Annotated in this window: 25 protein-coding genes; 3 read left to right on the forward strand and 22 right to left on the reverse strand. The window is 39.3% G+C overall.

What is annotated here, in order from left to right:
- Window positions 1-60: 60 nt before the first annotated feature.
- The 22 genes from H0S70_RS02895 to H0S70_RS03000 form a co-directional block, all read right to left on the reverse strand.
- A complete protein-coding gene (locus tag H0S70_RS02895; protein WP_019974907.1) occupies window positions 61-342 on the reverse strand; it encodes a hypothetical protein in 282 nt (93 codons plus the stop codon).
- 111 nt (window positions 343-453) lie between these two features.
- Complete coding sequence (locus H0S70_RS02900; RefSeq protein WP_034727225.1) at window positions 454-903, reverse strand: DUF3872 domain-containing protein; 450 nt, start codon at window positions 901-903, stop codon at window positions 454-456.
- Between the two features lie 12 nt (window positions 904-915).
- Window positions 916-1,476: a conjugal transfer protein TraO gene (locus tag H0S70_RS02905; protein WP_188321642.1), complete on the reverse strand. Its 561-nt coding sequence runs from the start codon at window positions 1,474-1,476 to the stop codon at window positions 916-918.
- 21 nt (window positions 1,477-1,497) lie between these two features.
- On the reverse strand, window positions 1,498-2,391 hold the full coding sequence (gene traN / locus H0S70_RS02910; protein ID WP_055133015.1) for a conjugative transposon protein TraN: 894 nt from the start codon (window positions 2,389-2,391) through the stop codon (window positions 1,498-1,500).
- A 24-nt stretch (window positions 2,392-2,415) separates the two neighbouring features.
- Window positions 2,416-3,750 (reverse strand): conjugative transposon protein TraM, encoded by a 1,335-nt coding sequence (gene traM, locus H0S70_RS02915; protein WP_188321643.1) that lies wholly within the window; start codon window positions 3,748-3,750, stop codon window positions 2,416-2,418.
- Window positions 3,737-4,024 (reverse strand): hypothetical protein, encoded by a 288-nt coding sequence (locus H0S70_RS02920; RefSeq protein WP_019974903.1) that lies wholly within the window; start codon window positions 4,022-4,024, stop codon window positions 3,737-3,739. Before H0S70_RS02920 ends, traM begins: the two co-directional genes overlap by 14 nt.
- A gap of 19 nt (window positions 4,025-4,043) precedes the next feature.
- Window positions 4,044-4,472, reverse strand: a complete 429-nt coding sequence (locus H0S70_RS02925; RefSeq protein ID WP_188321644.1) for a hypothetical protein — start codon at window positions 4,470-4,472, stop codon at window positions 4,044-4,046.
- A gap of 12 nt (window positions 4,473-4,484) precedes the next feature.
- Window positions 4,485-5,108: a conjugative transposon protein TraK gene (traK, locus tag H0S70_RS02930; RefSeq protein ID WP_026357463.1), complete on the reverse strand. Its 624-nt coding sequence runs from the start codon at window positions 5,106-5,108 to the stop codon at window positions 4,485-4,487.
- Between the two features lie 21 nt (window positions 5,109-5,129).
- Window positions 5,130-6,125, reverse strand: a complete 996-nt coding sequence (traJ, locus tag H0S70_RS02935) for a conjugative transposon protein TraJ (protein WP_055133012.1) — start codon at window positions 6,123-6,125, stop codon at window positions 5,130-5,132.
- 2 nt (window positions 6,126-6,127) lie between these two features.
- The gene (locus H0S70_RS02940; RefSeq protein WP_019974899.1) at window positions 6,128-6,760 is read right to left on the reverse strand and encodes a DUF4141 domain-containing protein; all 633 of its coding nucleotides are present in this window, start codon (window positions 6,758-6,760) and stop codon (window positions 6,128-6,130) included.
- A gap of 26 nt (window positions 6,761-6,786) precedes the next feature.
- Complete coding sequence (locus H0S70_RS02945) at window positions 6,787-9,291, reverse strand: TraG family conjugative transposon ATPase (protein ID WP_188321645.1); 2,505 nt, start codon at window positions 9,289-9,291, stop codon at window positions 6,787-6,789.
- A complete protein-coding gene (locus H0S70_RS02950) occupies window positions 9,288-9,617 on the reverse strand; it encodes a DUF4133 domain-containing protein (RefSeq protein ID WP_072885918.1) in 330 nt (109 codons plus the stop codon). The genes H0S70_RS02945 and H0S70_RS02950 overlap by 4 nt, the downstream gene beginning before the upstream one ends.
- 11 nt (window positions 9,618-9,628) lie before the next feature.
- Window positions 9,629-9,934, reverse strand: a complete 306-nt coding sequence (locus H0S70_RS02955) for a DUF4134 domain-containing protein (RefSeq protein ID WP_002979435.1) — start codon at window positions 9,932-9,934, stop codon at window positions 9,629-9,631.
- Window positions 9,935-10,159: 225 nt separating this feature from the next.
- Window positions 10,160-12,001: an Eco57I restriction-modification methylase domain-containing protein gene (locus H0S70_RS02960; RefSeq protein ID WP_188321646.1), complete on the reverse strand. Its 1,842-nt coding sequence runs from the start codon at window positions 11,999-12,001 to the stop codon at window positions 10,160-10,162.
- 2 nt (window positions 12,002-12,003) lie between these two features.
- Window positions 12,004-12,570, reverse strand: coding sequence for an HNH endonuclease family protein (locus tag H0S70_RS02965; protein WP_188321647.1), 567 nt, complete (start codon window positions 12,568-12,570; stop codon window positions 12,004-12,006).
- Complete coding sequence (locus H0S70_RS02970; protein WP_188321648.1) at window positions 12,560-13,228, reverse strand: response regulator; 669 nt, start codon at window positions 13,226-13,228, stop codon at window positions 12,560-12,562. The genes H0S70_RS02965 and H0S70_RS02970 overlap by 11 nt, the downstream gene beginning before the upstream one ends.
- Window positions 13,229-13,231: 3 nt before the next feature.
- The gene (locus tag H0S70_RS02975) at window positions 13,232-15,844 is read right to left on the reverse strand and encodes an ATP-binding protein (RefSeq protein WP_188321649.1); all 2,613 of its coding nucleotides are present in this window, start codon (window positions 15,842-15,844) and stop codon (window positions 13,232-13,234) included.
- Between the two features lie 4 nt (window positions 15,845-15,848).
- Window positions 15,849-16,049: a helix-turn-helix transcriptional regulator gene (locus tag H0S70_RS02980; RefSeq protein WP_026712923.1), complete on the reverse strand. Its 201-nt coding sequence runs from the start codon at window positions 16,047-16,049 to the stop codon at window positions 15,849-15,851.
- Between the two features lie 211 nt (window positions 16,050-16,260).
- On the reverse strand, window positions 16,261-17,616 hold the full coding sequence (locus H0S70_RS02985) for a hypothetical protein (protein WP_188321650.1): 1,356 nt from the start codon (window positions 17,614-17,616) through the stop codon (window positions 16,261-16,263).
- Window positions 17,617-17,646: 30 nt separating this feature from the next.
- The gene (locus H0S70_RS02990; protein ID WP_188321651.1) at window positions 17,647-18,282 is read right to left on the reverse strand and encodes a conjugal transfer protein TraD; all 636 of its coding nucleotides are present in this window, start codon (window positions 18,280-18,282) and stop codon (window positions 17,647-17,649) included.
- Window positions 18,283-18,292: 10 nt separating this feature from the next.
- Window positions 18,293-18,730 carry a DUF3408 domain-containing protein gene (locus H0S70_RS02995; RefSeq protein ID WP_188321652.1) on the reverse strand — a complete coding sequence of 146 codons (438 nt, stop codon included), beginning with the start codon at window positions 18,728-18,730 and terminating at the stop codon, window positions 18,293-18,295.
- Window positions 18,731-18,734: 4 nt separating this feature from the next.
- Window positions 18,735-19,502: a ParA family protein gene (locus H0S70_RS03000; RefSeq protein WP_188321653.1), complete on the reverse strand. Its 768-nt coding sequence runs from the start codon at window positions 19,500-19,502 to the stop codon at window positions 18,735-18,737.
- A 14-nt stretch (window positions 19,503-19,516) separates the two neighbouring features.
- Between H0S70_RS03000 and H0S70_RS14415 the strand changes: the two genes are divergently transcribed.
- The 3 genes from H0S70_RS14415 to mobB all read left to right on the forward strand — a co-directional run bounded on the left by H0S70_RS14415 (window position 19,517) and on the right by mobB (window position 21,960).
- On the forward strand, window positions 19,517-19,645 hold the full coding sequence (locus H0S70_RS14415; RefSeq protein ID WP_262891127.1) for a hypothetical protein: 129 nt from the start codon (window positions 19,517-19,519) through the stop codon (window positions 19,643-19,645).
- A 588-nt stretch (window positions 19,646-20,233) separates the two neighbouring features.
- Window positions 20,234-20,671, forward strand: coding sequence for a conjugal transfer protein MobA (gene mobA, locus H0S70_RS03005; protein ID WP_115046945.1), 438 nt, complete (start codon window positions 20,234-20,236; stop codon window positions 20,669-20,671).
- A gap of 2 nt (window positions 20,672-20,673) precedes the next feature.
- The gene (gene mobB / locus H0S70_RS03010) at window positions 20,674-21,960 is read left to right on the forward strand and encodes a conjugal transfer protein MobB (RefSeq protein ID WP_188321654.1); all 1,287 of its coding nucleotides are present in this window, start codon (window positions 20,674-20,676) and stop codon (window positions 21,958-21,960) included.
- Window positions 21,961-22,024 lie beyond the last annotated feature (64 nt).

Consider the following 22,024-nt stretch of genomic DNA (forward strand, 5'->3'; position numbering starts at 1 on the left):
GTTTAAGATACTACAAAATTATACAAATATCTTAAGTGGCAACTTGAATGAGCAGATTGATTATCGAGGGTTTTGTATCTCCACTTTTTGCAGTTCCTTTTCCTTTTTCATTTGGCTGTAAGTCCATATACAGACAATACCGACAACAATTAAAGCATAGGCAATCCATTTGCCGATACGTTCTATAAAACGGGTAAATACAGATGCTTCAAAACTCGAAAATCCCTCTGCACCCATACCATTACGCCTGTAAAATTTCCTGCGGTTTATCCAATAAATAAGCACTATCGCAATAACGATAACAATAATACCAAACACCAATTGAGCCGTAACTGTATCCATACCCGTTAAGATTATAATTCAAGTAAATTTAAACAAAAAACAACGTACACCGAAAGCTGAAAAGCAAAAAACCGACCTGTAACAGTCGGTTTTGCTTTTATATAAGTAGCATTAATCACTACTGTTGAACTGAAAGCTCAACTGCTTTTCGTTACCGAAGTTATCCGAAATCCAAACCTCAAAGGATTGTGATACGGTAGATGACGAAGTGTAATACAACCGGAACTGCTCCGTTGGCAACGAATACAAATCGTTTGGCAAATACGGTGGTTCGTCATAATACCGCAATGTGCCTTGACCGTCAAATTGGAAGTAGCGGAGAAAATATTGCGTATTGCTGTAATTGCCTGTTCGCTGTATGGTAATCCGTATCTCTACGGTCTGCCCACTGGCAACATCTTTGGGTACAGGCATTACTTTGACCTCAAAAGGGAAATCGTTCTGTATTTCGAGTTCATCGTCTTTGCTACAAGATACCAACGTAACCGAAGCTGTGAGGATTGCCAAGAGTACATATATTGAGCTTAATCCTATCCTGAATTTATTGAATATTGCTATCATTGTTTTTACGTTTTAAAAATTAAACCTTAATCCCACGCCTGCGGACGGTCGGAACTGTTCCAAGTCTGTACCCCACAAAACCTTTGTACGCCCTTGCAGGACTAACACAAAACGGTCGGACAGGTACGTTTCAAATGTGAGCCGTCCACCAGCTCCGTAGATAAAATTATCCTCGCTCAAAATTTTTGCTCCGTCATACAACATTGCTTCGCCACGGTTGATACTTTCGTAACCGACTACACCTGTTATTCCGAAGTTCAGCGTGATGTTCTTACGGGCATCGCCCAAGAGGAAGAAGCTGTAACCGCCCTCTGCGGTATAAGTTTCCTGCGGTATGCGGAGGTCTTTATAATCGTGGTATTGATGAGTGTATTCCAACGCCCAAAGCTGATAGTTACCATTTTTGCCGTTTACGGTCATTGCTACATTGATATAATAATCGTTACCGATTTTATCATTGGACAGCACACCCGTACTCACTTCCAATCCTTTCTGTTTAGGTAACATTCTTTGTGCCTGTGTGACCGTGATGGCCATAAAGATGAGCATCACGGTATAGATATACTTTTTCATATTATTTACTTTAAAAGGTTATTAAAATTTCAGGTGCATATCGTTAATCAAACGGGCTTTGATTAAGTCGGAATTTTCTATCTGGAGCGTTTGATGCCTGCCTCCGTTTTTCTCGAAAATCTCAATCAGCAGTACCTTGTCATCGGCAATGGTAAATTGGTCTAACAGGAAGACGTTTTGTTCGATTGTTTTTCCGGCAATGTCGTCCAGTGGCTTGTAAGTCCTAAGCGGTATCATCGGGCGTTCCTGTACTACGGTACGTTTGGCTACCTTTTTATCCACTACCTTGAAATTCACAAAATCAATCTGAAATGGCACATTGGTACGGTTTCTCAATTCCGTATGGAAATAGTATTTGCCGTTGTGTATGTAAATGCCTTTGAGGATAAACTGAATACCGAAGCTCTTAGCCCCGATATGCTTTACAATACGTTTGTCTTTCTTGTAAATCGTTTCCAACAGCAAGCCTGCCAATGACGGAGAATTGTTGCCCAATTCTTCAAAAAGCACATCGTTACCATTGGCTTTATCTACTGCCTTTTGCATCGTGAGCAGGTCATAGCTCATTGCCTCCGGATAGGAACTGTAATACACATTGAAGCTGTAAAAACGCCCGTCATTGGTAATGACAGAAAAATTGGTTTCGGGTTCAAAATCCCTTACCGATGCTTTTACACGCAACACGTTTTCCGCATCTTCCGCTTTCCCTGCAATCAGGTATTCGCTACCCAAATCCACGTAACGAATGGCAGTCGGGAAAATCAGGTGCGAAGTTTTATCGTAGGTCACTTCCATTTTATACGGTTCTATCTTGCCCAATGCAAGTTTAGTTCTTGCACTATCCTGTGCGTAAGACTGTACGGCAAAGCCGAGTATCAGGGCAAATGCCCAAAAGATTTTTAAATGATTTTTCATTGTTTTATTTATTTGAGTTCAACATTATTTTTTAGATACAAGGAAGACCTGATGCCCTGCTTTCAGCGTAACTTTCGGTGTGCGTACCTTTTTAGCGAAATAGCCCGAAATGCCTTGTACCACGCCACGGCTTAAATCAGCAGCAACCTGTTGTCCGGCATTCTGCGTGAGCATTATGCTTGTTCCCGATTGCTGGCTCATATTGCCAGCCATTTCAGTAAGGGCATTCATTTCGGGCGAATACGGAACGTACAAGCCTTGTTGTCCGTCCAAATCATAAATGGTTATATCAACCGGAATGATGTTGCCCTCTAATTCTACGGAGGTAATCTTTAGCTGTAATCGACCTCCCTGAAATTTGGCATTAGCCGTTACGATAGTTCCCTTTGGAATGGTACGTTGAGGCGTTTGGGCAGGCTCTAATAAACGCAACCTTACCCCTGTTTCGCCGATAACCGTTTGCGCATCATGTACACAGGCTTTGATACTGTTTTTCGGTTGTACCACCTGCTCAACAGAACCAGCAGTATAAAACCCTCGGTTTCTTGTTTCGCTCCAATCGGCTAAAAAGGCACTGTCCGTAGGCTCACGATACAAAGCGGAAACGGTGTTCTTTCTTGTAGGTGTGAATGCCACAAAATGCTCCTTTTGAGTTGAACCTGCGGTAGCCGTACCTGCATCCTTAGCAGGTGGAACTTCTGTCGAATTTGTACCCGTTGGCAGATACTTTGCCGCCATCTGGTAGGATTTCTCCATTAGGGCAAGCTGGTCATCAACGGTTACAGATTTAGGCACATCTTTCTCGGCTAATTGTTCTTTTAGTTCGTCCAATTGCCTGCGGAGTTCTGTTGTTTCAGAGTTGTTATCCTGATAAAATGAACCCAATGTGCTTTGTGCATTGCGGTAACTGCTCAATGCCGGATTGCCGTTTCTGCCCGAACCTCTGCCACCGCCATAGCTGTTGCTTTCGTCTTCTTCGGGAAATTCATCATTAGGCTCTTTTTTGTCTTCAGTATTCCAATAGTCAGAAAGCGTGGTAAGTGCATTGCGTTTTTCTTGCTCTTTGCGTTCCAGCATTTCCAACTCATAAGCCTTGCCTTTGTCGGCAGGCATTCCTGCTCCGGTAGCCTCTGGTACTGCATCGTTCAGCCCGATGTTCTCGATTTCCTTTTTGTCTGCGGATGGTTTAAATATGAGGTACATACAACCTACGAAGACAATTCCCATTAAGCCAAAGATGAGCGGCTTTTTGAGCTTTTCGGCTTTGTTCTGTGTACCGTCTTGCGGTACATCAGCGGTTGCTGCCTGGTTCCCTTCCGTTACCCGAACAACCGACTTTTTGTTCTCATTTTCTTTCATAAATCTTGTTTTTTAGAATTGTTGATAATGTGTCCTGCAATCTTGCAGGGCTTTCACTTTTTTTGAGGACAGGGTTTTCGATATGCTCAATGACCATATCGTTACCCGACTTTGAGGTATCGTACCATACTTTGCAAATGACCCCTGCCGTAAGCAGTAGATACCCCACAAAAAAGTAAAGTGTGTATTGGTGCTGTTTCCGCAAGGGCAATGCCCGCCAGCGTTCGTCCAGCTTGTCAAAGTACCTGTCCATATTTGCTCTTAGTTTTTTCATAACCTTACTGTTTCTGTTGTTATAGCTTGAAACGCTTAGGACTTTGACCTGCCTTTTGCTTCGGTTCTTCATTGACCAAAGCGACTGCCTCAACCTCTTTGGGTGCGGATATTACAGACAGGTTTGTCAGTTCCGATTTTTTCAGCAGTTGCCCAAATTGGTCTTTCCTTGTAACCTCCATTCTGTTGAGCGAGAATTTGCCGTTCAGGTATTTTACCCACATACTGCATTCTACACTTGGCTTGTCTTCGCCCGACCATTGCAGGTAGCCCGTCAGCAACAAGTCCTGTTTAGGCAAACTATCTGTACCTTTTTGGCAGTTTTCGAGGTATTCGCCGATACTTTTCTTCAACTTTCCGGCATACGCTCCCTGCGTATGGAAATAGCCGTTATATCCTTTATCGGTAAGGATTTTTGCAAACGTGTTTAAATCTGATAATGCTTCCATAAGATTGTTTTTTTAGCGTTCGATAACTTCTATATCCCTGTTTTCTATCACTGCAAACTTTTCGATGTTGAAGCCTTGCGGGTTGTTGTCCGAACGGACAGAGTTCACGAGATAGCAGGAAGTAATCAGGTTACGCCTGGTCACGTTGCTCGAACGGATAATGAATTGTTTGGCGTAAGTACGCACCGCATACGGATAGGTGTCGAAATTGCACACGACACTATCCACCTCAATGCGTTGCTGTACATTCCCCGAAATAATCCTGCTGTAATAACCCTTTTCCGACAGGTCTTTGTAATAATCAAAAGCTGATTTATCGGCAAGGTTGAATGCCCTGCTCATATTGCTTTCGATAGCGTTCTTGTCGGGAGCAAGCGTAAAAAAGAGCTCGTGAAAACGTCTGACGTGCTCCCTTGCTTCCACAGGTCGGTTGATACTTGCATCTTGCGATAAGGCAAGCATCAACGATTTTCCATTATCCAGCACATAGATTTTTTGGCGTTGTTCGTCTGCAAAGCTGTAAGATTTCCAAAGTGAAAATCCTACCACGCTTAGGCAGAGAACGGCAAATACAATGGCATACAGCCGTATTTGCCTAAAACTGTTTTCGATATTTCTTAATGTTTTAAATTCCATTTTTAAATGATTTGATTGTTTTTATTTCCCCATTAACCTGCCACCGATATTTCCAACAGCCGAACCTGTTCCTGCTCCGGCGATATTTCCGGTTTTCATTGCCGCTTGGTTTACGTTACGGGTAAAGTTTCCTGCACCGCCTGCCTGAATAATCCAGCCTGTTACCGTTGGGATAGTGAAGTAACCCACGATACCGATTATCATAAAGATGATGTACACGGTATTGGATGTGTCGGGTATATAGGTCGGGTCGGCAAGCATTGCTATATCCTTTTCGATAATGAGGGATTGTATTTTGGCAAGCATAGAGCTGAACAGGTCTGCCACGGGCAACCACAGGTAAACGCTGACGTATCGGGTCAGCCATTGCGTGAGCGTGGACTGAAAACCGTCCCACACGCTTATCGCAAAGGCTATCGGCCCGAGTATGGACAGGACGATGAGAAAGAACGTCCTTATGGTATCAATAACCAAAGCTGCCGCCTGAAACAGTACCTCTAACAGATTGCGAAACCAATTCTTAATAGCTTGTTCGGTTTGGTAGGCAAACCTATCCATATACATTCCCGACATCGTAATCAAATCGCCGGGCGACCAGCCCAATTCTTCGAGCTTTTTATCAAATTCCTCATTTGATACGAGATAGGCTGTTTCAGGATTTCGTAGCATAGCTTCCCGTTCCAACAGGTCTTTTTTCGCCTGCAAATCGTTGAGGTCAAGCACCTGATTTTCGAGGATTGTGTGAGTACCCTGTACCACCGGACTTAACACGGCATTGATTGTTCCCAATACGATAGTTGGGAAAAACATAATGCAAAGCCCCAAAGCGAAAGGACGGAGCAAGGGGTACATATCAATGGGTTCAGCCCTGCTCAAAGCCTGCCATACTTTTATGGCAACATAGAACAAAGCCCCCAATCCGGCTATCCCTTTAGCCACTGCCGCCATATCGGCGGACAGTGGGAGCATCTCATCATATAATGAGCGTAGGACTTCGTGAAGATTTTGAAATTCCATAACTACCAGTATTTTTGGTTAGGAGTTCCATAGAGGTCAAGCACTCTTTTGGTATTGTTCTGCTTTTTTGCTCTTAGAATACTTACAGAGATATTCTTATTGGTATAGTAGCGTACCAAGCTGTGGTATTCCTTTACTTCTTTGTACACTCTATCAATAATATCCATACGCTCTTTGTCGTTCAGCGAAAGGCTTGATGAGGTTACAATCTGTTTGAGTTCTTTCAGCAGTTCGGTACTTTCATTCAGCAATGCCGAATAACCATTGCTGATAGCTGCCAATTCCTGTGCAGAAAAATTCGGGTCGTTCATCATCTTACCGAAGTTGGTAACATACATTTCGGATACGTCACCGACAAGCAATACAGTCTGCTGTACCTTACGTGCATCTTTTACAAGATTATTTACAGCTTGTAGCTTGTCGTAATACTCCTTACCCTGTTTATACACCTTTTCCACTTCCTTGAAATTTTTAATTACATTGGATACCGTGGAAGAAGTCTGTACGATTTCATTCGCACTGTTGAGAATACCCGATGCCAGATTTGTGGGGTCGGTTACTACCCATTGTGCTTTTGCGGACGGTGCTACGGCGAGCATTAGTGCCGTACACACCATAAAAAGGAACTTTTTCATTTTTATGAATTTTAAAATGTTAATGACTATTGATTTGCTTTGTCACGCCTTTGCATTGCGATATGCTTAATGGCGAGTTCTACGTTACCGTCCAATTCGGAAGCTAATTGCATTACCTCCATTTTTTCGGTTTCTTCTGTCGTGTATGCGAGGTATTCCTCCAAACTAACTTCGGTGGCATAGACTGCCGAGTTCGTACCACCTAAGCCAATCCAAACCTCTTTGTACAGTCGGCTTGCATCGTTGTTCATATTGATTGAAAGTACCTGACCTTTTTCCTTATCTGTAAGCCCCAACATTGCCTGTATGTCATCGAATTTATTCATATACTTACGCTGGTCTAAGAGGATTTTACAGTCGGAATTGTTGATGATACTTTCTTTTACAATGGGCGACTGGATAATATCATCTACCTCTTGCGTAACGACAATCGCCTCTCCGAAGAATTTGCGGACGGTTTTAAATAAATATTTTATATATTCCGCCATTCCTTCTTTGGCAATCGCTTTCCACGCTTCTTCAATCAGGATGAGTTTTCGGATACCTTTCAGCCTCCGCATCTTGTTGATAAAAACTTCCATAATGATGATTGTGACTATGGGAAAGAGGATTTTGTGGTCTTTAATCGCATCAATTTCAAACACGATAAAGCGTTTGGAAAGCAGGTCTAACTGCTTATCGGAGTTCAACAGATAATCGTACTCTCCGCCTTTATAGTAGGGTTCGAGAACGTTTAAAAAATTTGCTATGTCAAAGTCTTTTTCCCTTACCTGTTTTTCTTCGAGTACCTTGCGGTAATCGCCTTTGACATACTCGTAGAAACCGTTAAATGATGGGTAAACATCGTCCGTTTTGATACGTTCGATATAGCCGCTTACGGCATTGGAAAGAGCAACCTCTTCAGAACGGGTTGGCGGTTCATCATCACGTTTCCAGAGTGTCAGTATCAAAGTCTTGACACTTTCCCGCTTCTCAATGTCGAACACGCCATCATCGGTATAGAAAGGGTTAAAGGCAATGGGATTGTCTTCGGTGTATGTAAAATACACGCCGTCTTCGCCTTTGGTCTTTCCTTTGATGAGTTCGCATAAGCCCTGATAACTATTCCCTGTATCCACCAACAGGACGTGAGCACCCTGTTCGTAGTATTGCCTTACCATATGATTTGTGAAGAACGATTTTCCCGAACCCGATGGCCCCAAAATGAATTTGTTGCGGTTCGTGATGATACCACGCTTCATAGGCAGGTCGGAAATATCCAAATGGATAGGTTTTCCTGTAAGCCTGTCAGCCATCTTGATACCGAACGGCGAGGGCGAATTGTGGTAGTTGGTTTCTTCCGTAAAGAAGCACAATGCAGGCTCAATGAACGTGTAAAAACTTTCTTCGCTCGGAAAGTCGCCTGCATTGCCCGGCATTCCTGCCCAGTACAAGGTAGCCACATCCGTAGTGTTGTGCCGGGGTTTACACTCCATCAGTGCCAATGCACTACCGCAATCGTTCTTTAGCTGTTTCAGTTCCGCAGGGTCTTCCGACCACGCCATAATGTTGAAGTGCGCACGGATGGAGGACAGCCCGAAGCTGTGGGCTTCGTTCAGGTACTTTTCTATCCACTCTTTGTTGATTTGATTGGCACGGCTGTACCTTGCCAGTGAGTGCATATTCCGTGCGGACTTCTCGAACTTTTGAAGGTTGTCTTCGCTGTTATCCAAAAAAATGTACTGGTTGTAGATGTGGTTGCAGCTTAACAGCAAACCCACAGGTGCAGCGAATGACAGGCGACAGTCGCTACGGTCGGTTGATAGCTTTTCAAAACGGGTATCTGCTGATACTGTTCCGGGCAGGTCGTCCGTATCGGAAAGCGTGTGCAGGCTTAACCTTTTGTTGCCGATGCGTACCTCTTCGTTTCCGAGTGCGATGTCCTGCATTGGTGTTGCGGCTCCCTTCGATAACGTGAGGTACTGTTCCAGTAATCCCTGTGTATTGTCCGTTCCGATAATGTCCTCTTCGGTCAAACGTTGCAGGCTTACAAAACCGCTATCGTTTACGATACGTTCAAACTGGGCGACCGCCTCCATAAAGCGGTGTATCGTTTCCTTGTTCCTGATTTCCTTTGGTATCAGCGTACCTTTGCAAAGCGAACTGAAGTTGCTTTGCATCCGTATTCTTTCCTTAGTGGTCTTCGTAAGGAACAGGTAGCAATAATGGTTCAGGAACGGTCGCTCGTTGAAATGGCGTTGATAAGACTTTGATAAAAAGCTCTGGTCTTCCTTTGCCAAATCGGGCGCATAGCTTTCCTTGATGTACCAATCCTGTTTGTGAATGACCGTAAAATCAGGCAGGGTTTTAATCGCTTTATGCCAGGCGGAATGTATGGCTTCGTATTCCGCAGAAGCGACTGTGAACAGTTCCGGCAAACGCACTTCAAAGCAAGCGGTAATGTCCGCATCTTTGGATAAGATGCAGTTGTTCTCTACTGCCAGCAACGGAAATTTGTTTTCCAGTGTGGTGGTCTTTGCTACATTTCTCATACGGCATTCTGTTTAGGTGTGAATTTTAAATAGCGGTGTACAGGCTTGCGGCAGATGATGTAGCGGGGATGCCTTTTATTGCCTGCAATTTTCATCAGCCCGTGTTCGCCGTACTTCCTGTTCAGCGAAAAGGTCTGCCATACGATGAGCGAAGCACCGCCTGCTCCGAGGAACAGGCAGATGTAAGAGTTTACGCCTGCCATATACAGTATCATCACGAGGATAAGCGTACCGAGCAGCCCGCCTGCGAAAATGAACAGGTATTGTGCTTTCAGCCCTTTAAATTCCACCGTCCTGCCGATGCCTTTGTTGATATTGTAATTCATAAGGCAAAGGATTAAAGGAAGAATGAACGCAGGATAGTAGCGGCAACAATCAGGAAGATACACGCACCGAACCACGAAGCTGCGGTCTTACTCGTGTCGGGGTCGCCGGAACTGAATTTGTTGTACACCTTAACGCCCCCGATTAACCCGACGACTGCACCGATGGCGTAGATTAACTGCGTTGCGGGGTCGAAATAACTTGTTACCATTTGGGTAGCCTCGTTGATACCTGCCGAGCCGTTTCCCTGTGCGAACGCACCAATTCCTGACAGCATTGCCACGGCTGCCAGTAAAACTTTTTTTCTCTGTTTTTCCATAATTGAAACACATTAATTTGTTACTGTTTATCCCGCACTTTGCGAGCTTTCGGGACAAATGTCTTATGGAAAAAGAGGCGTTACCGTAAAGTGGCAGTCAAAGGAAGTGTTTGGCTGTGAGTGGCGTGGTTGAGGATGCTTAAGCATAAAAAAAACGCCAAACATTTTACTGTTTGGCGTTTAAATATTTTTGAAATTACATTGAATATTCTTCTGTAAATCTATTTACAATCTGATGTCGTAATAATCTTCTAAAAATTCATCAATATTTATTTGATTCTGCTCATTTATTAAAAAGTCAACCTCATCTTGGCTAAAATCTGGAATTCCAAAATTTTTAATGTAAGTTCCATTTAAAGAATAATAATCTGAGGAATACGGTTTGCTGGTGGTCTTAATGTAATACCAAAACAAACGTGATTCTAAAATTTTCTTAACAAATTGCATTTCTTCCTCTGAATGTCCTATGATCGCTTGACCATTGTAAAACATCAAGTCATCATCATTACTAATTAAGTAGCTTGGTATTCTGTCTGAAAATTTAGGAAAAAATAATTTATTTCCAACTTTTTCCAAGGATTGCGTCCTTCCAAAAGCAAACCATTTCTCGTATTTTCCTTTCCCTTTATCTCTCTCAGCTAAAATTTTCTTTTTTACTTGAAGATATTCAAAAGCTTTGGGAAATTGTTCTCTTAATAAATCTTCCTCAATGGCTTTCGGTTTTATATCGTTATTATACGGAAATAAGACTTTTTCTCTTACAGCATCAAAATTGATATCTCTGCTCAATTTATTTGAATTCAAAATATCTTTACATAAGGCTTTTTCAATTGGATAAAGACTTCCGTTCTGAAGATAAAAAAAATCATCATCTTCTGCTACAGGCTTAAAAATATAAATATCATTTTTCAAGGTGGCAATACCATGTCTTGTTTTAAATCTCTCTCCAAACGGAGTTCCAATTGCTTCAATACGAGATATTAGTTCATTGTCATTGAGATTCCAGCCCTTTTTAGCATCAAGATTTCCGTAGTTGATCCTACTGTATTGATTTCTGTTGGTTGGTAATTCTTTATTAGCAGATTTATAATATTCGATGTAGTTCTGTTCTGCTTTTTCTAGAAAGCAGACGCAAGTGTAAGTACTCTTAGATTTAAAAACCTGTAGAGTCCCAAAGTCGATAATTCTTATTTTGGCTCTATTTTCTTCAAAATAAGTCCTTAAAGCTCTACCATTTAAACTTTTGAAAAAAGTGTTCATTGTAATATATCCAAGAATACCATTTTCTGCAAGGTTTTCATAACCAATTTGAAAGAAAGGAATATATAAATCGGGATTACCCGAAGTACTAACTATCCAATTTTTAATATTCTCTTTAGCTTCTATATCTAAGTTGCGTGCTGACACATACGGAGGATTTCCAACAATAATTTCAAATCCCTGAAAATCTTCATATATGTTGTTCCAATTAAAAACTAGAGCATCTCCAGTATGTATATTAAATTGAAACTCTTCCACATCTTCACCTTCTGACAAAGCCAATAAACTTAATAGGAGTTTACTTCGCGTAACTGAATATTCTTGTATGTCTAAGCCAAAAATTTGATTTTGAAAAATATGTTGATAGCTATTACCTGTTCGTCTTTTTAGTTCTCTTGCAGCTGTATATAAAAACCCAGAGCAACCACAGGAGATGTCTGCTATTTTAGCGTTCTCAATTCTATTACCTTCTCTACGGAAAGATTGAGCAATAATGTATTCTCTGATTTCGGAAGGTGTATATATTGCACCGTTGATTACTCTGTCAGAAGGGGAAATAACAAATTCAAAAAGCTCTATTAATGCCTCATTATCAAAATTTTGAATTTCTTTTTGTAGTACAATTATGAATTCATTTAGATTTTTGAATTCATTTTCCCTATCATCATTTATTACATAGTTATTAATGAAACGATTATTTAAAACTCGAATATTATTAATACTCAAGTATGCAGAAATGATAAGCCTATCCACATCAAACGGTAGGGTGGAGTAAGATTTTAGATATTTAAATATTTGCGTTTTCAATACTATTGGGCAGATTTTAAATATTTTAAGTAGATAGTAAATTCTTCGGCTAATTCGCTGTGAACAATTCTTAAATCATTTTTTATTTTGATATTCTTTGGATTATTAATCTGTTCTTGGAGTTTCAACAGCCTTTCCCAAATTTCATCCAATTTCCAAATGAACTTATATCTAGACAAATTCAACTGTAACTTTGAAAACATATATTTTGCTTCCTTGGAAGTGTCTTTTGGTATAATCGAACCGTCAACATCTCTTTCGAAGTGATCGTTAAAATCTATATTACATGGATCTATGTAATCTCCTTCATCATCTGATTTGAGAATGTTTACATAAGAACAGCAGTAAACCAGGTTTGAATAATCTGTCGCTAATGCAGGATTTTTTGAAAATGGCTTAAAGTGATCAATATGAAATGTATTCTTACCACCAAACCAAAAATCTGGACAATCTGTATAACCACATCTTGAATTAAAATCAATTGCCAAATAGGATTTAAAGCTTCTATAACTTGCATAAGTTTTTGTACAAGTTCTTTTAGGACTGAGCTGTCTAAAATTACTTGCCATCTTCATCTAACTTTTTTAATAGTTGGTCAACCTTATTCAAAATATTGTCAAGCCTATTAGAATTTGAAAGAGTTTTAAATTCAGAGGGAATTACACTTCTGCCATCAATCGACTTTTCTAAAAAGTCATCGAGTTCTATGATTCTACTTTCAATTGTAATATCTGCATCACCTTTTTTCATAACTTCTATTAGTCCAGCTAATTCTCTCTTGTAACTTTCAATTCGATTTCTGTAATGTTCAATTTGACTTATAACTCTATCAAGAAATTTTGCTTTTGCATTACCTTCTTCTTTATTGTAAAGTATATTTTTGACATAAACAATATTTACATCATTACTATTGTTAACTGCTTCGTCATCTAAGGCTGTCAAAACAAAGCTTGGAAAGTAATTGCGAATGCTTTGAAATTCTTCAACTAAATCAACGCCATTGTAAGGCACATTATATTTAATATCTGTTTTAAGTTCATTAAGCCTGTAGTCTGAGATTATGGCGTCTGGAGCAGTTTTAATTATTTTCTCAATCATTTCCTCTAAATCAGCTAAAGGGAACATTGTTATAGGTTCCAGTTTAGCTTTTAAAGGAGATTTTTCAACAAACTCTTCGAAGTCTTCCAGTGTATCTTTTTCTTCGTCGATAAACAATATTTTGTACATATTTTATCTTTTATATTTAATCGGAAAGGTGATTTTTAACCCAAAACCTATTTCTGGATATAACTGGGTTACCTTTCCGTCATTTTCATCTACAATAGATTTGACCAACCACATACCTAATCCGGTACCTTCTTCTTCCCCAGTTTGTTTATTTCTTCTTGTTGTGAAAAGTGGCTCGAAAATTTTTTCAGGATCAGAAATGTCTGGAGATAATCCAGGGCCATTATCATGATAATCAATAACTATCTCTTTAGAATTGCTAAAAACTTTTATTTTAACAATTCTTTCTCTTTCATCTTTTGAAATAATAAAAGCATCAATAGAATTAACCAATATATTGTTAAAAATGCTATCGATATCTATTTCAAATACCCTCATGTCTAATTCTTCAATTTCAGAAGTATCTAACAATATACCTCTATCATCAAATACCGTACTCCAGTCATTTTTTAGATTTTCAAAGTATGGTTTTAAAAATAATTGTTTTCTTTTTCTTTTGTCTTTTCTAGTAGCACCTAACGAAAAATTTAACCAATTTTGAAGTTTAGTATCTTGTTTTTTTATCCGCTCCAATTGTTTGAAGGGATTTTTACTATCTCTTAAATTTGCATATTCTTCTTCTGTTATTTTTTCAAGCATCAAGTCTTTCAGCTTATCTGTTCTTGAAGCTAAAACATCATTTAACTTGCTTAAGTCATGGCTGAAGGATGCTAGAACAATCCCGCTACTTGCTAAAGCTCGAAGCATCTTCTGTTCTTCTTTCAGCTTTTCAATTTCTTCATCTTTTCTGTCTAACTCACCAGCTAAAATTTCTTTTTCTTTGTCGGATTCGGATTCTTCCCGTGCTTCTTCTCCTTGAGGATTTGCATTATTAGAATCGTTAGTCTTTTGTTCTTTTTTTGCTCTGCTCTTTGCTAAGATATCATTTTTTAATTTTTCAGCTTTTTGACGGTCTCTTTCTGGGCCATAAATAAAATCGTCATACTCTGACATTTCCCTAGCAATGTAAGCTCGATCTTTTTCAAATTCTGCGATTATCTCTGTTATTAACAGTGAGAATATCTGAAATATTTTGTTTTCCTGTAGTCCTTCACGGCTAGACTTATCTTCAAAATTTAGATTGGTCAATCTTGATATATTTATTGCACCTGCAACATTATCAGGTTCTACTCTGTATCCTCCTTCTTTTTTTGCGACACTTGCAGGACTTTGGGTTTTTCGACTACCTAGACCAAGCCAATCAAAAGCAACGTTTTTTACTTCTCCATATGGTCTAACTCTAAAATTATCTCTAACTAACTTAATACCTCCAAATTTATTAAGCCAGTCTTTTCTACTGTTTGACATAAAGTTCTTGTTGAAAAACTTTTTAGCATCAATTGAATTAGATTGTCTTTTTAGAAAGTAGAACGTAAAATTAAATATGCCGATACTCTCAAAAATATTGTCCTCATCTACTGCTCCAAAACCTTTAAGCAACTGGTTAAATGAAGTTTCCTTTTCCCAATACCCCCTTAGGAAATCAGTTCTTCTATAGTTTTCCTTTTGCATAGCTGCTCTCTCAAAGAATGCATTAGGAATTAACTCAACATTATACTCGTTTCTATAAATTTTAATCTTTATATTTTGATTTTCATCAGCTGTAGCGACAAGTTTATAATCAAAATCATCACAAACTGAACCTAAAACTTCTCCATATTTGTGAGGTGTTAAAGAACTGAAAACAAAAATTTCAAAACCGCCTGCTTCTTTTGGCGGAACTAATACTTCTAAATCAGAAAAAACTTGTTCTACAAAAAAATCTTCCCAGTTATCACGTAACTCTGTGATCTTTAAGATTGTACCATATTTAAAATCTTTTTCAGATTCTATTTTATTTAAATCAGTTTCAGGAATCTTTTTTAAAACTTCCTCTTTAATTGAATCCGTTTGTAAGCCTGTCAATATCGCACCAACTTTATCGATGGTTTTAAAATCCCCTTCGAAGTCTTCCCAATTTACAACCCAGTTATATCCTTTGTTATTGGTTTCCTTACCATCAATATCAGTATCTGCTTTGTGAATTTCAGGTGCTGGATTAAATATAGTAGTCATTTCACATTTACTACCTAATTTATCTAATGCAAATCTTCCAATTCCTTTTGCACCTGATTTTACTCTTCCATTTTTTGTAAAGACTTCATTTGCTTTATTATCTGTGCCAATTGTCATCCAGTGATCACGAATGATATTTTGAGTCATTCCTTCACCAAAATCAATAATATAAAGTGCTGACAATTTTGAAATAGAATTTCTGAAAGAAGATTTTTTTTCTTCTGATAATTCTGTTTTTATTGTATATACATCTTCATTTTTTAAATAGATTTCATTTAAAGATTCCGTCGATAATCCTAGTTTAAGTAAACCCCTGAAATGTGTTTCATCTATTTCTGGTAGCAGAGTTGAAAATTTATTATCAAAGTAAACAATACAGACTTTACTATCCGCATCATAAGCGTTTTTTACAAGTTCGATAATAGCTCCTTTAGAGCTTGCTACATTCTCCCGTCCAATTAATCTTGCTGTTCTTGCAGATACTTTAAATGGGATAATATTATTATTGTTTTCTTCTCCCATTTATTTAATCATTGAAAAGGTTGGTTAGTTTAACGTCTAAGCTATCTGCAATTTTGACAAAAGTTTTAATAGGTGGTTGCACCTCATTAGTACACCATCTCGAAATAGTTGCTTCGTTTTTTCCTAATTTTTCTGCTAACCATTTACTACTTACATTCTTCTCTGCAAGCACAACTTTCAACCTATTAATTGCTTTTTTGCTCATAAAAATTGCATATTGTGTAAAGATATTGATTTTTTTAGTCTTTCTAACATACATCAAATTTTATTTCAACACAGAAAAAAGTGAGTTTGTGTGAGCAAACTCACTAATATAAAAATCTCTCCAATCACTTATCCGCAAAGTAGAAAAACTAGCTCCCTTTTAGTGAAAAGTCTATTGTGGAACAGCTTAGCTATTCTTTTACATAGTGGATTTACATTCTGCGACCTTTTCTTTTATTTACTGTACTTTCTTCCTCTGGCTTTGGGCTAATGGTTGATTTTTGCTTTGCCTTCATCTCTTGTACATTGTTACGTTTTACAGTTTCCGCAAAACGGGTCTGATGCCACGGTATTACTTTGGCTTCAAATTGCAGTTGCACTCCATGTTTTTTTAAATAGTCCGAAGTATTCAGGTCACTTGTCTTATTCTGCCCAATTGGGTCAAGGGTACGTTTGCCGGGAATTTGTACAACAATAAGGTCTTTGGGAATCTCCTTGACATTGAGGCTCACTTCCTGAAAGGTATGTGTCCCTTGATTGTACGGAATTGTATAGGTGTCGTCTTTGTACGAATAATAATGTTTGAGTTCGGAAAAGATGATGCCCCGTGACCAGATATCATCTTTAGGGTGCAATTTGTCATTGAATAAGTCAATATAGAAGGTATGCCCCGCAATATCTATTGTTGGAATAATACCTTTGTAAGCAATTTTATCGAACACATCCTGATCAACCATTAGTTTGAAATCGTCCATTCCCGCCATAATATCTTCGGAAATATTATATTTCTTTGACATCCCAGTTGGGTCGAGTTTTACAAAGTCGGGTATCTCTGCTAGTTTTGCTCCTGGTTCGGCATATTTCGTCAAGCCCTTTGTGTTTGGGCTGTACCAAAATCTGTAGCCCTGTACTGCTTTTTCTTCCATGTCGGATAGAGAAATTACATTTTTCGGATTGGCTTTTTGACGGAGTTCCAACTGATTGACATCGACGATAAATTCTGTTCCGAATACTTTATATGTCGGAAGTACCCTTTGTGTATCGGTTGGTATCTTATACAGATTGTCCTTTGGCTGGTTGACAATATATTCTTCTTTTGGATTTAGCTGTTCGGCAACATTACGTTTTATATGCTCAATCACATTGGTATCTACCCACGGCAGGGTACGCGCTTCAAAGTGCATTTGTTTCACATCCTGATCAGTTAGGCTATTACCATGCTTTCTATTCCATCCCACTATATCCAATTCATACTGATTGGGAAACTGCACTATGATAATATCAGTAGGCAGTTCGGTCATTTTAGAAACATCGTCCTGCTGAAATTCGCGTTTTGTTGGATTATAGGGAATAACAAATGCCCGTCTGTCTCGGTCATAATAATCTTTTATTTCAGTAAAGTCTATGCCTTTGGATATAAAGTCGTCCTTTGGCCGTAGTTTGTTCATGCGTAAATCCACGTAGAATGTATGACCTGCAATATCAAGTGTAGGTAGCATGCCTTTATTCAAACGCAGGTCAAGCAAACTGCCCGGTTCTATATTGGTATTAGGCAATCCATTTTCCATATTTTCTTATTTTAAAAGACAAAGGGAAGTCTATACAAACTCCCCAATGTCAAAATCATTCAAATCATTTTTCCGCAAAGTGGAAGAACCGGCTTCCGTTTCAGATGAAAGAGTCCTATCCAAAAGCTCGGCAATTTTTTGGGAGGCACCCACGATGGAATTTTCCAGCAGGCTGAATAATTCAGTACCCTGCAATCTTTGAACTATCGCTACCGCTTTTTCCTTTTGAGATTGTTCCAAATTTTCTTTTTGAAGCAAAACACCTACGGAGCTTAGTTCTTCATAGGTAACCCCTTGGGCAAGACTGTCATCGCCACCGGATATTCCGTACCTGTTCCATTCGTCTTCCTCTTCCTCCAAATCAGGCATATTACTGAAAACTTCGTCCAGCTCTTCCTGCGGAATTTGAATACCTACGTTTTCATTTTCGTCGTATTCTATGTCTAAATTATCAGGATTTATTTCGTCTTCTTCAATTTGGCTTTCATTGGTAGTGTTTGGCACTAAATGGCTTCTTACTGGCTTAGGCTTACCCATAATATCGGGAAGATTTGGATTAATTTTTCCTTGTGTCGGTTTTTGTTCCGACCTTTTTTTGATGATGATTTTATCCTGTACGAGCAAGAAAATTACAATCAGCAAGCATATCACAATTACTATTTCCATAATCAAATGTTTAAAAAATGGGTTTAAACTTTTCGTTGAAATCATCTGTGATTGCTTTTTCAAACATTTCAAAATGATGCTCCAGTATATTATCGAGGTAGGCATAAAGCGGTATCTCATCTTTACCAATGACTTGCACAATTCGGGATAACCGTTCGTGGTATTCCTGCCGGATATAAATGCTTTTATCTCCACGTTTCGTCATCGAATGGGTTTTCAAAAAATGGTCGCCATAACTTCCGTCAAGATTTTTCTTTGTGCGGTTTCGTTCTTTTTGTACAGGTTTTAGCGATGATAATTCTTCCTGTTTTACGTTTTCCTTTTCTGGTTCTTCGATAGGTTCTGGAGGAAGTTGTATGCCGTCTTTTTTAATGCCATCAACCATTAGGTTCATCATCAACTCTTCGTTGATTTCCGGTGTGACTTTTCTTTTATTATCTTTTTCCATACAGCTATAATTGAATGATTTTTAAAAATTCGTTGATGAACAAATCTAACTGACAAGCTTTCATCAAACGTTCATCAGGTGGCATTACGGTAGAACGAAATACGGTTTTGCTGTCCACTTCGCTTTCTTTGCGAAAACGAGTACTGTTCTTCACTTGGCTTTGCATCAGACTTAATCCCAGTTGCTCGATGAGTTGGTTGTACAGGCCATACAAAGGCGTACTTTCTCTGCCATCTACTTGGTTCCAAAAGAGATTAATGGTTTTTATGGAAGTTTCGCCTTTTTTCATAATCACATCCTGTAAAAGCTGCGTGAAGATGAGCGTACTTTCTATTACCACACGGTCTGCTGTGATTGGCGTAAAAATGTGGTGCATTCCTGCCAACGCTTTCAGAATACCAGGCGTGTTAACGGTTCCAGGCAGATCAAAGAATACTACATCAAGCGGTATGAAAGAAGCGTTTACAAATTCGTGAGCCGCTTCCAATACGCTGTCCGCTTTGTACTGCATAATTGGATAAGCTTTTTTGTTGATAGTGGTAAATTGTTTGTACGCCAGCTTTTTTAATGCTTCATTTTCCATTACCATTGCCAGATCCCTTGTCTTCATTTTCATCAAACTATGTTGAGGAAAATCCGCATCAAATACGGCTACGTTGTAGCCTAATCGATAATGCATCGCACTGGCAATAAGTGCTGTAAATGTACTTTTGCCTACACCGCCTTTTTGAGATGAAAAGGCAATAAACAGAGGTTTCTTTTTTGTGTCCATATTTTAAAAATTTAATGTTTCTACTTATTTGCAGTCCTGCGGACAATCAGTCAGGCATTCCTGCTTTCGTTCAGGCTTCCTTGCAGGATAACCAACATGCTTTCTTGGCTGAACTCTTGATTTCCTGCTTGTCTGCGATATAGCAGGACGGTACTCATTCCTGAATGCTGTCAGGCAGGATAACCGTCATTCTTGCGTTCCTATAATCCTGCATTCAGGAAAGTAATCTTGATTGATTACAAGCCGTCACGCTATCATTCTTTCATCCTTGCAATCCTGCCGTCAGGATTGCAGGATTGTTTGCATTCTTGAATGCTGTCAATCTATCATCCCTGATTGAGTTCCTGCCATCATTCAAACACAAAGAACCAATCAATTGCATTCGATTGTATGCCTGTAGCAGTGTTTGGCGGTCAGAGGCAGTGTTTGGCACTGCTATGCAGTACAATGCTTTCGTAAACAGGGCTTTACTTTGTACAATGATTTTTATTAATGGATTTACGCAAAAGTTTTTTGACAAATCGGAGGGTAACGGGAACGGCATCGAGCCGTTTTTCCCTGTTACGTTTAATCCGTCCCGCAGGGCGGATTTTTGTGTTCAACAGAACACGGCAAGTTGTGTTTTGAGGCACTCGAAACCGAGTTAGTGCCTCAAAACAACTTGCCCTTTGCAGGGGGCAGAAAACGCTCTCCGAAGTCGAGGTTTTGTGTGGATTAAAAATGGATTTGTGATGAACGAGAACAGTAACAGCAAACAGAATAAGGGCGGACGGACACCAAAAACCGACCCAAGTATCCACCGCCACGTCTTTCGTCTTACTGATGAAGAAAATGCCAAACTTTTATCGCTTTTTGAAGCATCGGGAATGCCTAACAAAGCAAAGTTTATCATTTCCCTGTTGTTTGGCAAGGAAATGAAATCGGTTAAAATTGATAAAGGAACAGTTGATTTTTATATGAGATTAACCTCGTTTCATAGTCAGTTTCGTTCTGTGGGTGTCAATTACAACCAAATAGTGAAGCTTTTATACAAGAATTTTTCCGAGAAAAAAGCCGCAGCATTCCTCTATAAATTAGAAAAACAGACGGCTGAAATGGCGATGCTATGCCAAAAAATCATTCAGTTAACCGAAGAATTTGAAGCAAAACATTTGAAAAAACAGCTGTAAAAATGATAGCAAAAATCGGAAGAAGCGGAAATTTATACGGAGCATTGGCGTACAATCAGCTCAAAGTGGAGAATGAAAACGGACAGATTTTGTTTGCAAACAAGATGATTGAAACCGCTAAAGGTCATTATTCCGTTGCACAATTAGCCCAATCTTTTGCTCCTTACCTGATAGCCAACCGCAATACCGAGAAACCTACTTTGCATATTTCTCTCAATCCCGACCCGAAAGATAAGGTAAGCGATGATCGGTATAGGGAAATGGCAGAAGAATATATGCGGGAAATGGGTTACGGCGACCAGCCTTTTGTGGTATTCAAACATGCCGATATTGACCGTAGCCATATTCATATCGTATCGGTTTGCGTGGACGAAGAAGGCAAAAAGATTTCGGACAAATTCGAAAAAATGAGGTCTATGAATATTTGCCGTGAACTAGAAAGAAAACACGGATTGATACCCGCAACTGATAAAGAACACAAGCAGAGCGAAAAGATTTTCCGTCCTGTTAATTACAAAGCTGGAGATGTAAAAAGCCAAATCGCTTCAGTAGTTCGACATCTACCTAATTATTATAAATTTCAGACTTTGGGCGAATATAATGCCTTGCTTTCTCTATTTAATGTTACCATTGAAAAAGTGGAGGGCGAATTACAGGGGCAACTAAGGCAGGGTTTATTGTACATTCCGTTAAATGAAAAAGGGGAAAGAGCCGGACATCCGTTCAAAGCTTCACTTTTCGGAAAAAACGCTGGAATTCCTGCTCTGGAGTTGCATTTTGAGAAAAGCAAAGAGGTTTTAAAAGACCACCCGACAAAGCCCACCATAAAAGATGCCGTTACTATTGCCCTGCAAACCACAAGTGATGAGCCAGCTTTTAAAAAACAGTTAGGCGAACAGGGCATTAACGTTGTGGTTCGTAGAAATGACACAGGACGTATTTATGGTATCACATTTATAGACCACAATTCTAAAAGTGTTTGGAACGGTTCACGTTTAAGCAAGGAACTTTCTGCAAATACCTTTAATGAGTATTGGAATAATAATATCAAATCCGGGATTAAAGAGCCAGTTGAACTACAATCGAAAATATCAAAACCAAATGATGTAGATCTTTCTGCGGAAGAACCTCATCATTTGTTCGACTTCTTAACTACGGAAAAGCACGAAGACGGTTTGATTGAAGCGTTAGGCGGCTTACTTCCCGAAGCCCGGGGCGAAGATTATGAGGAACAGGATTTTGCCAATAAAATGAAGAAAAAAAGGAAACGTCAAGGAGGTCAGCGATAACAATCAGACAAATACTGCCACACAAAGCCACTGGCTACCACATTTTTATAGCCGCTATATAGAG

This window comes from Chryseobacterium manosquense, from assembly GCF_014623485.1.
GTDB classification, from domain to species: domain Bacteria; phylum Bacteroidota; class Bacteroidia; order Flavobacteriales; family Weeksellaceae; genus Kaistella; species Kaistella haifensis.

Coding starts and splice junctions, on each gene's coding strand:
- H0S70_RS02895 (WP_019974907.1), bottom strand. CDS start 342: ATGGATACAGTTACGGCTCAATTGGTGTTTGGTATTATTGTTATCGTT.
- H0S70_RS02900 (WP_034727225.1), bottom strand. CDS start 903: ATGATAGCAATATTCAATAAATTCAGGATAGGATTAAGCTCAATATAT.
- H0S70_RS02905 (WP_188321642.1), bottom strand. CDS start 1,476: ATGAAAAAGTATATCTATACCGTGATGCTCATCTTTATGGCCATCACG.
- traN (WP_055133015.1), bottom strand. CDS start 2,391: ATGAAAAATCATTTAAAAATCTTTTGGGCATTTGCCCTGATACTCGGC.
- traM (WP_188321643.1), bottom strand. CDS start 3,750: ATGAAAGAAAATGAGAACAAAAAGTCGGTTGTTCGGGTAACGGAAGGG.
- H0S70_RS02920 (WP_019974903.1), bottom strand. CDS start 4,024: ATGAAAAAACTAAGAGCAAATATGGACAGGTACTTTGACAAGCTGGAC.
- H0S70_RS02925 (WP_188321644.1), bottom strand. CDS start 4,472: ATGGAAGCATTATCAGATTTAAACACGTTTGCAAAAATCCTTACCGAT.
- traK (WP_026357463.1), bottom strand. CDS start 5,108: ATGGAATTTAAAACATTAAGAAATATCGAAAACAGTTTTAGGCAAATA.
- traJ (WP_055133012.1), bottom strand. CDS start 6,125: ATGGAATTTCAAAATCTTCACGAAGTCCTACGCTCATTATATGATGAG.
- H0S70_RS02940 (WP_019974899.1), bottom strand. CDS start 6,760: ATGAAAAAGTTCCTTTTTATGGTGTGTACGGCACTAATGCTCGCCGTA.
- H0S70_RS02945 (WP_188321645.1), bottom strand. CDS start 9,291: ATGAGAAATGTAGCAAAGACCACCACACTGGAAAACAAATTTCCGTTG.
- H0S70_RS02950 (WP_072885918.1), bottom strand. CDS start 9,617: ATGAATTACAATATCAACAAAGGCATCGGCAGGACGGTGGAATTTAAA.
- H0S70_RS02955 (WP_002979435.1), bottom strand. CDS start 9,934: ATGGAAAAACAGAGAAAAAAAGTTTTACTGGCAGCCGTGGCAATGCTG.
- H0S70_RS02965 (WP_188321647.1), bottom strand. CDS start 12,570: ATGGCAAGTAATTTTAGACAGCTCAGTCCTAAAAGAACTTGTACAAAA.
- H0S70_RS02970 (WP_188321648.1), bottom strand. CDS start 13,228: ATGTACAAAATATTGTTTATCGACGAAGAAAAAGATACACTGGAAGAC.
- H0S70_RS02975 (WP_188321649.1), bottom strand. CDS start 15,844: ATGGGAGAAGAAAACAATAATAATATTATCCCATTTAAAGTATCTGCA.
- H0S70_RS02980 (WP_026712923.1), bottom strand. CDS start 16,049: ATGAGCAAAAAAGCAATTAATAGGTTGAAAGTTGTGCTTGCAGAGAAG.
- H0S70_RS02985 (WP_188321650.1), bottom strand. CDS start 17,616: ATGGAAAATGGATTGCCTAATACCAATATAGAACCGGGCAGTTTGCTT.
- H0S70_RS02990 (WP_188321651.1), bottom strand. CDS start 18,282: ATGGAAATAGTAATTGTGATATGCTTGCTGATTGTAATTTTCTTGCTC.
- H0S70_RS02995 (WP_188321652.1), bottom strand. CDS start 18,730: ATGGAAAAAGATAATAAAAGAAAAGTCACACCGGAAATCAACGAAGAG.
- H0S70_RS03000 (WP_188321653.1), bottom strand. CDS start 19,502: ATGGACACAAAAAAGAAACCTCTGTTTATTGCCTTTTCATCTCAAAAA.
- H0S70_RS14415 (WP_262891127.1), top strand. CDS start 19,517: ATGTTTCTACTTATTTGCAGTCCTGCGGACAATCAGTCAGGCATTCCT.
- mobA (WP_115046945.1), top strand. CDS start 20,234: ATGAACGAGAACAGTAACAGCAAACAGAATAAGGGCGGACGGACACCA.
- mobB (WP_188321654.1), top strand. CDS start 20,674: ATGATAGCAAAAATCGGAAGAAGCGGAAATTTATACGGAGCATTGGCG.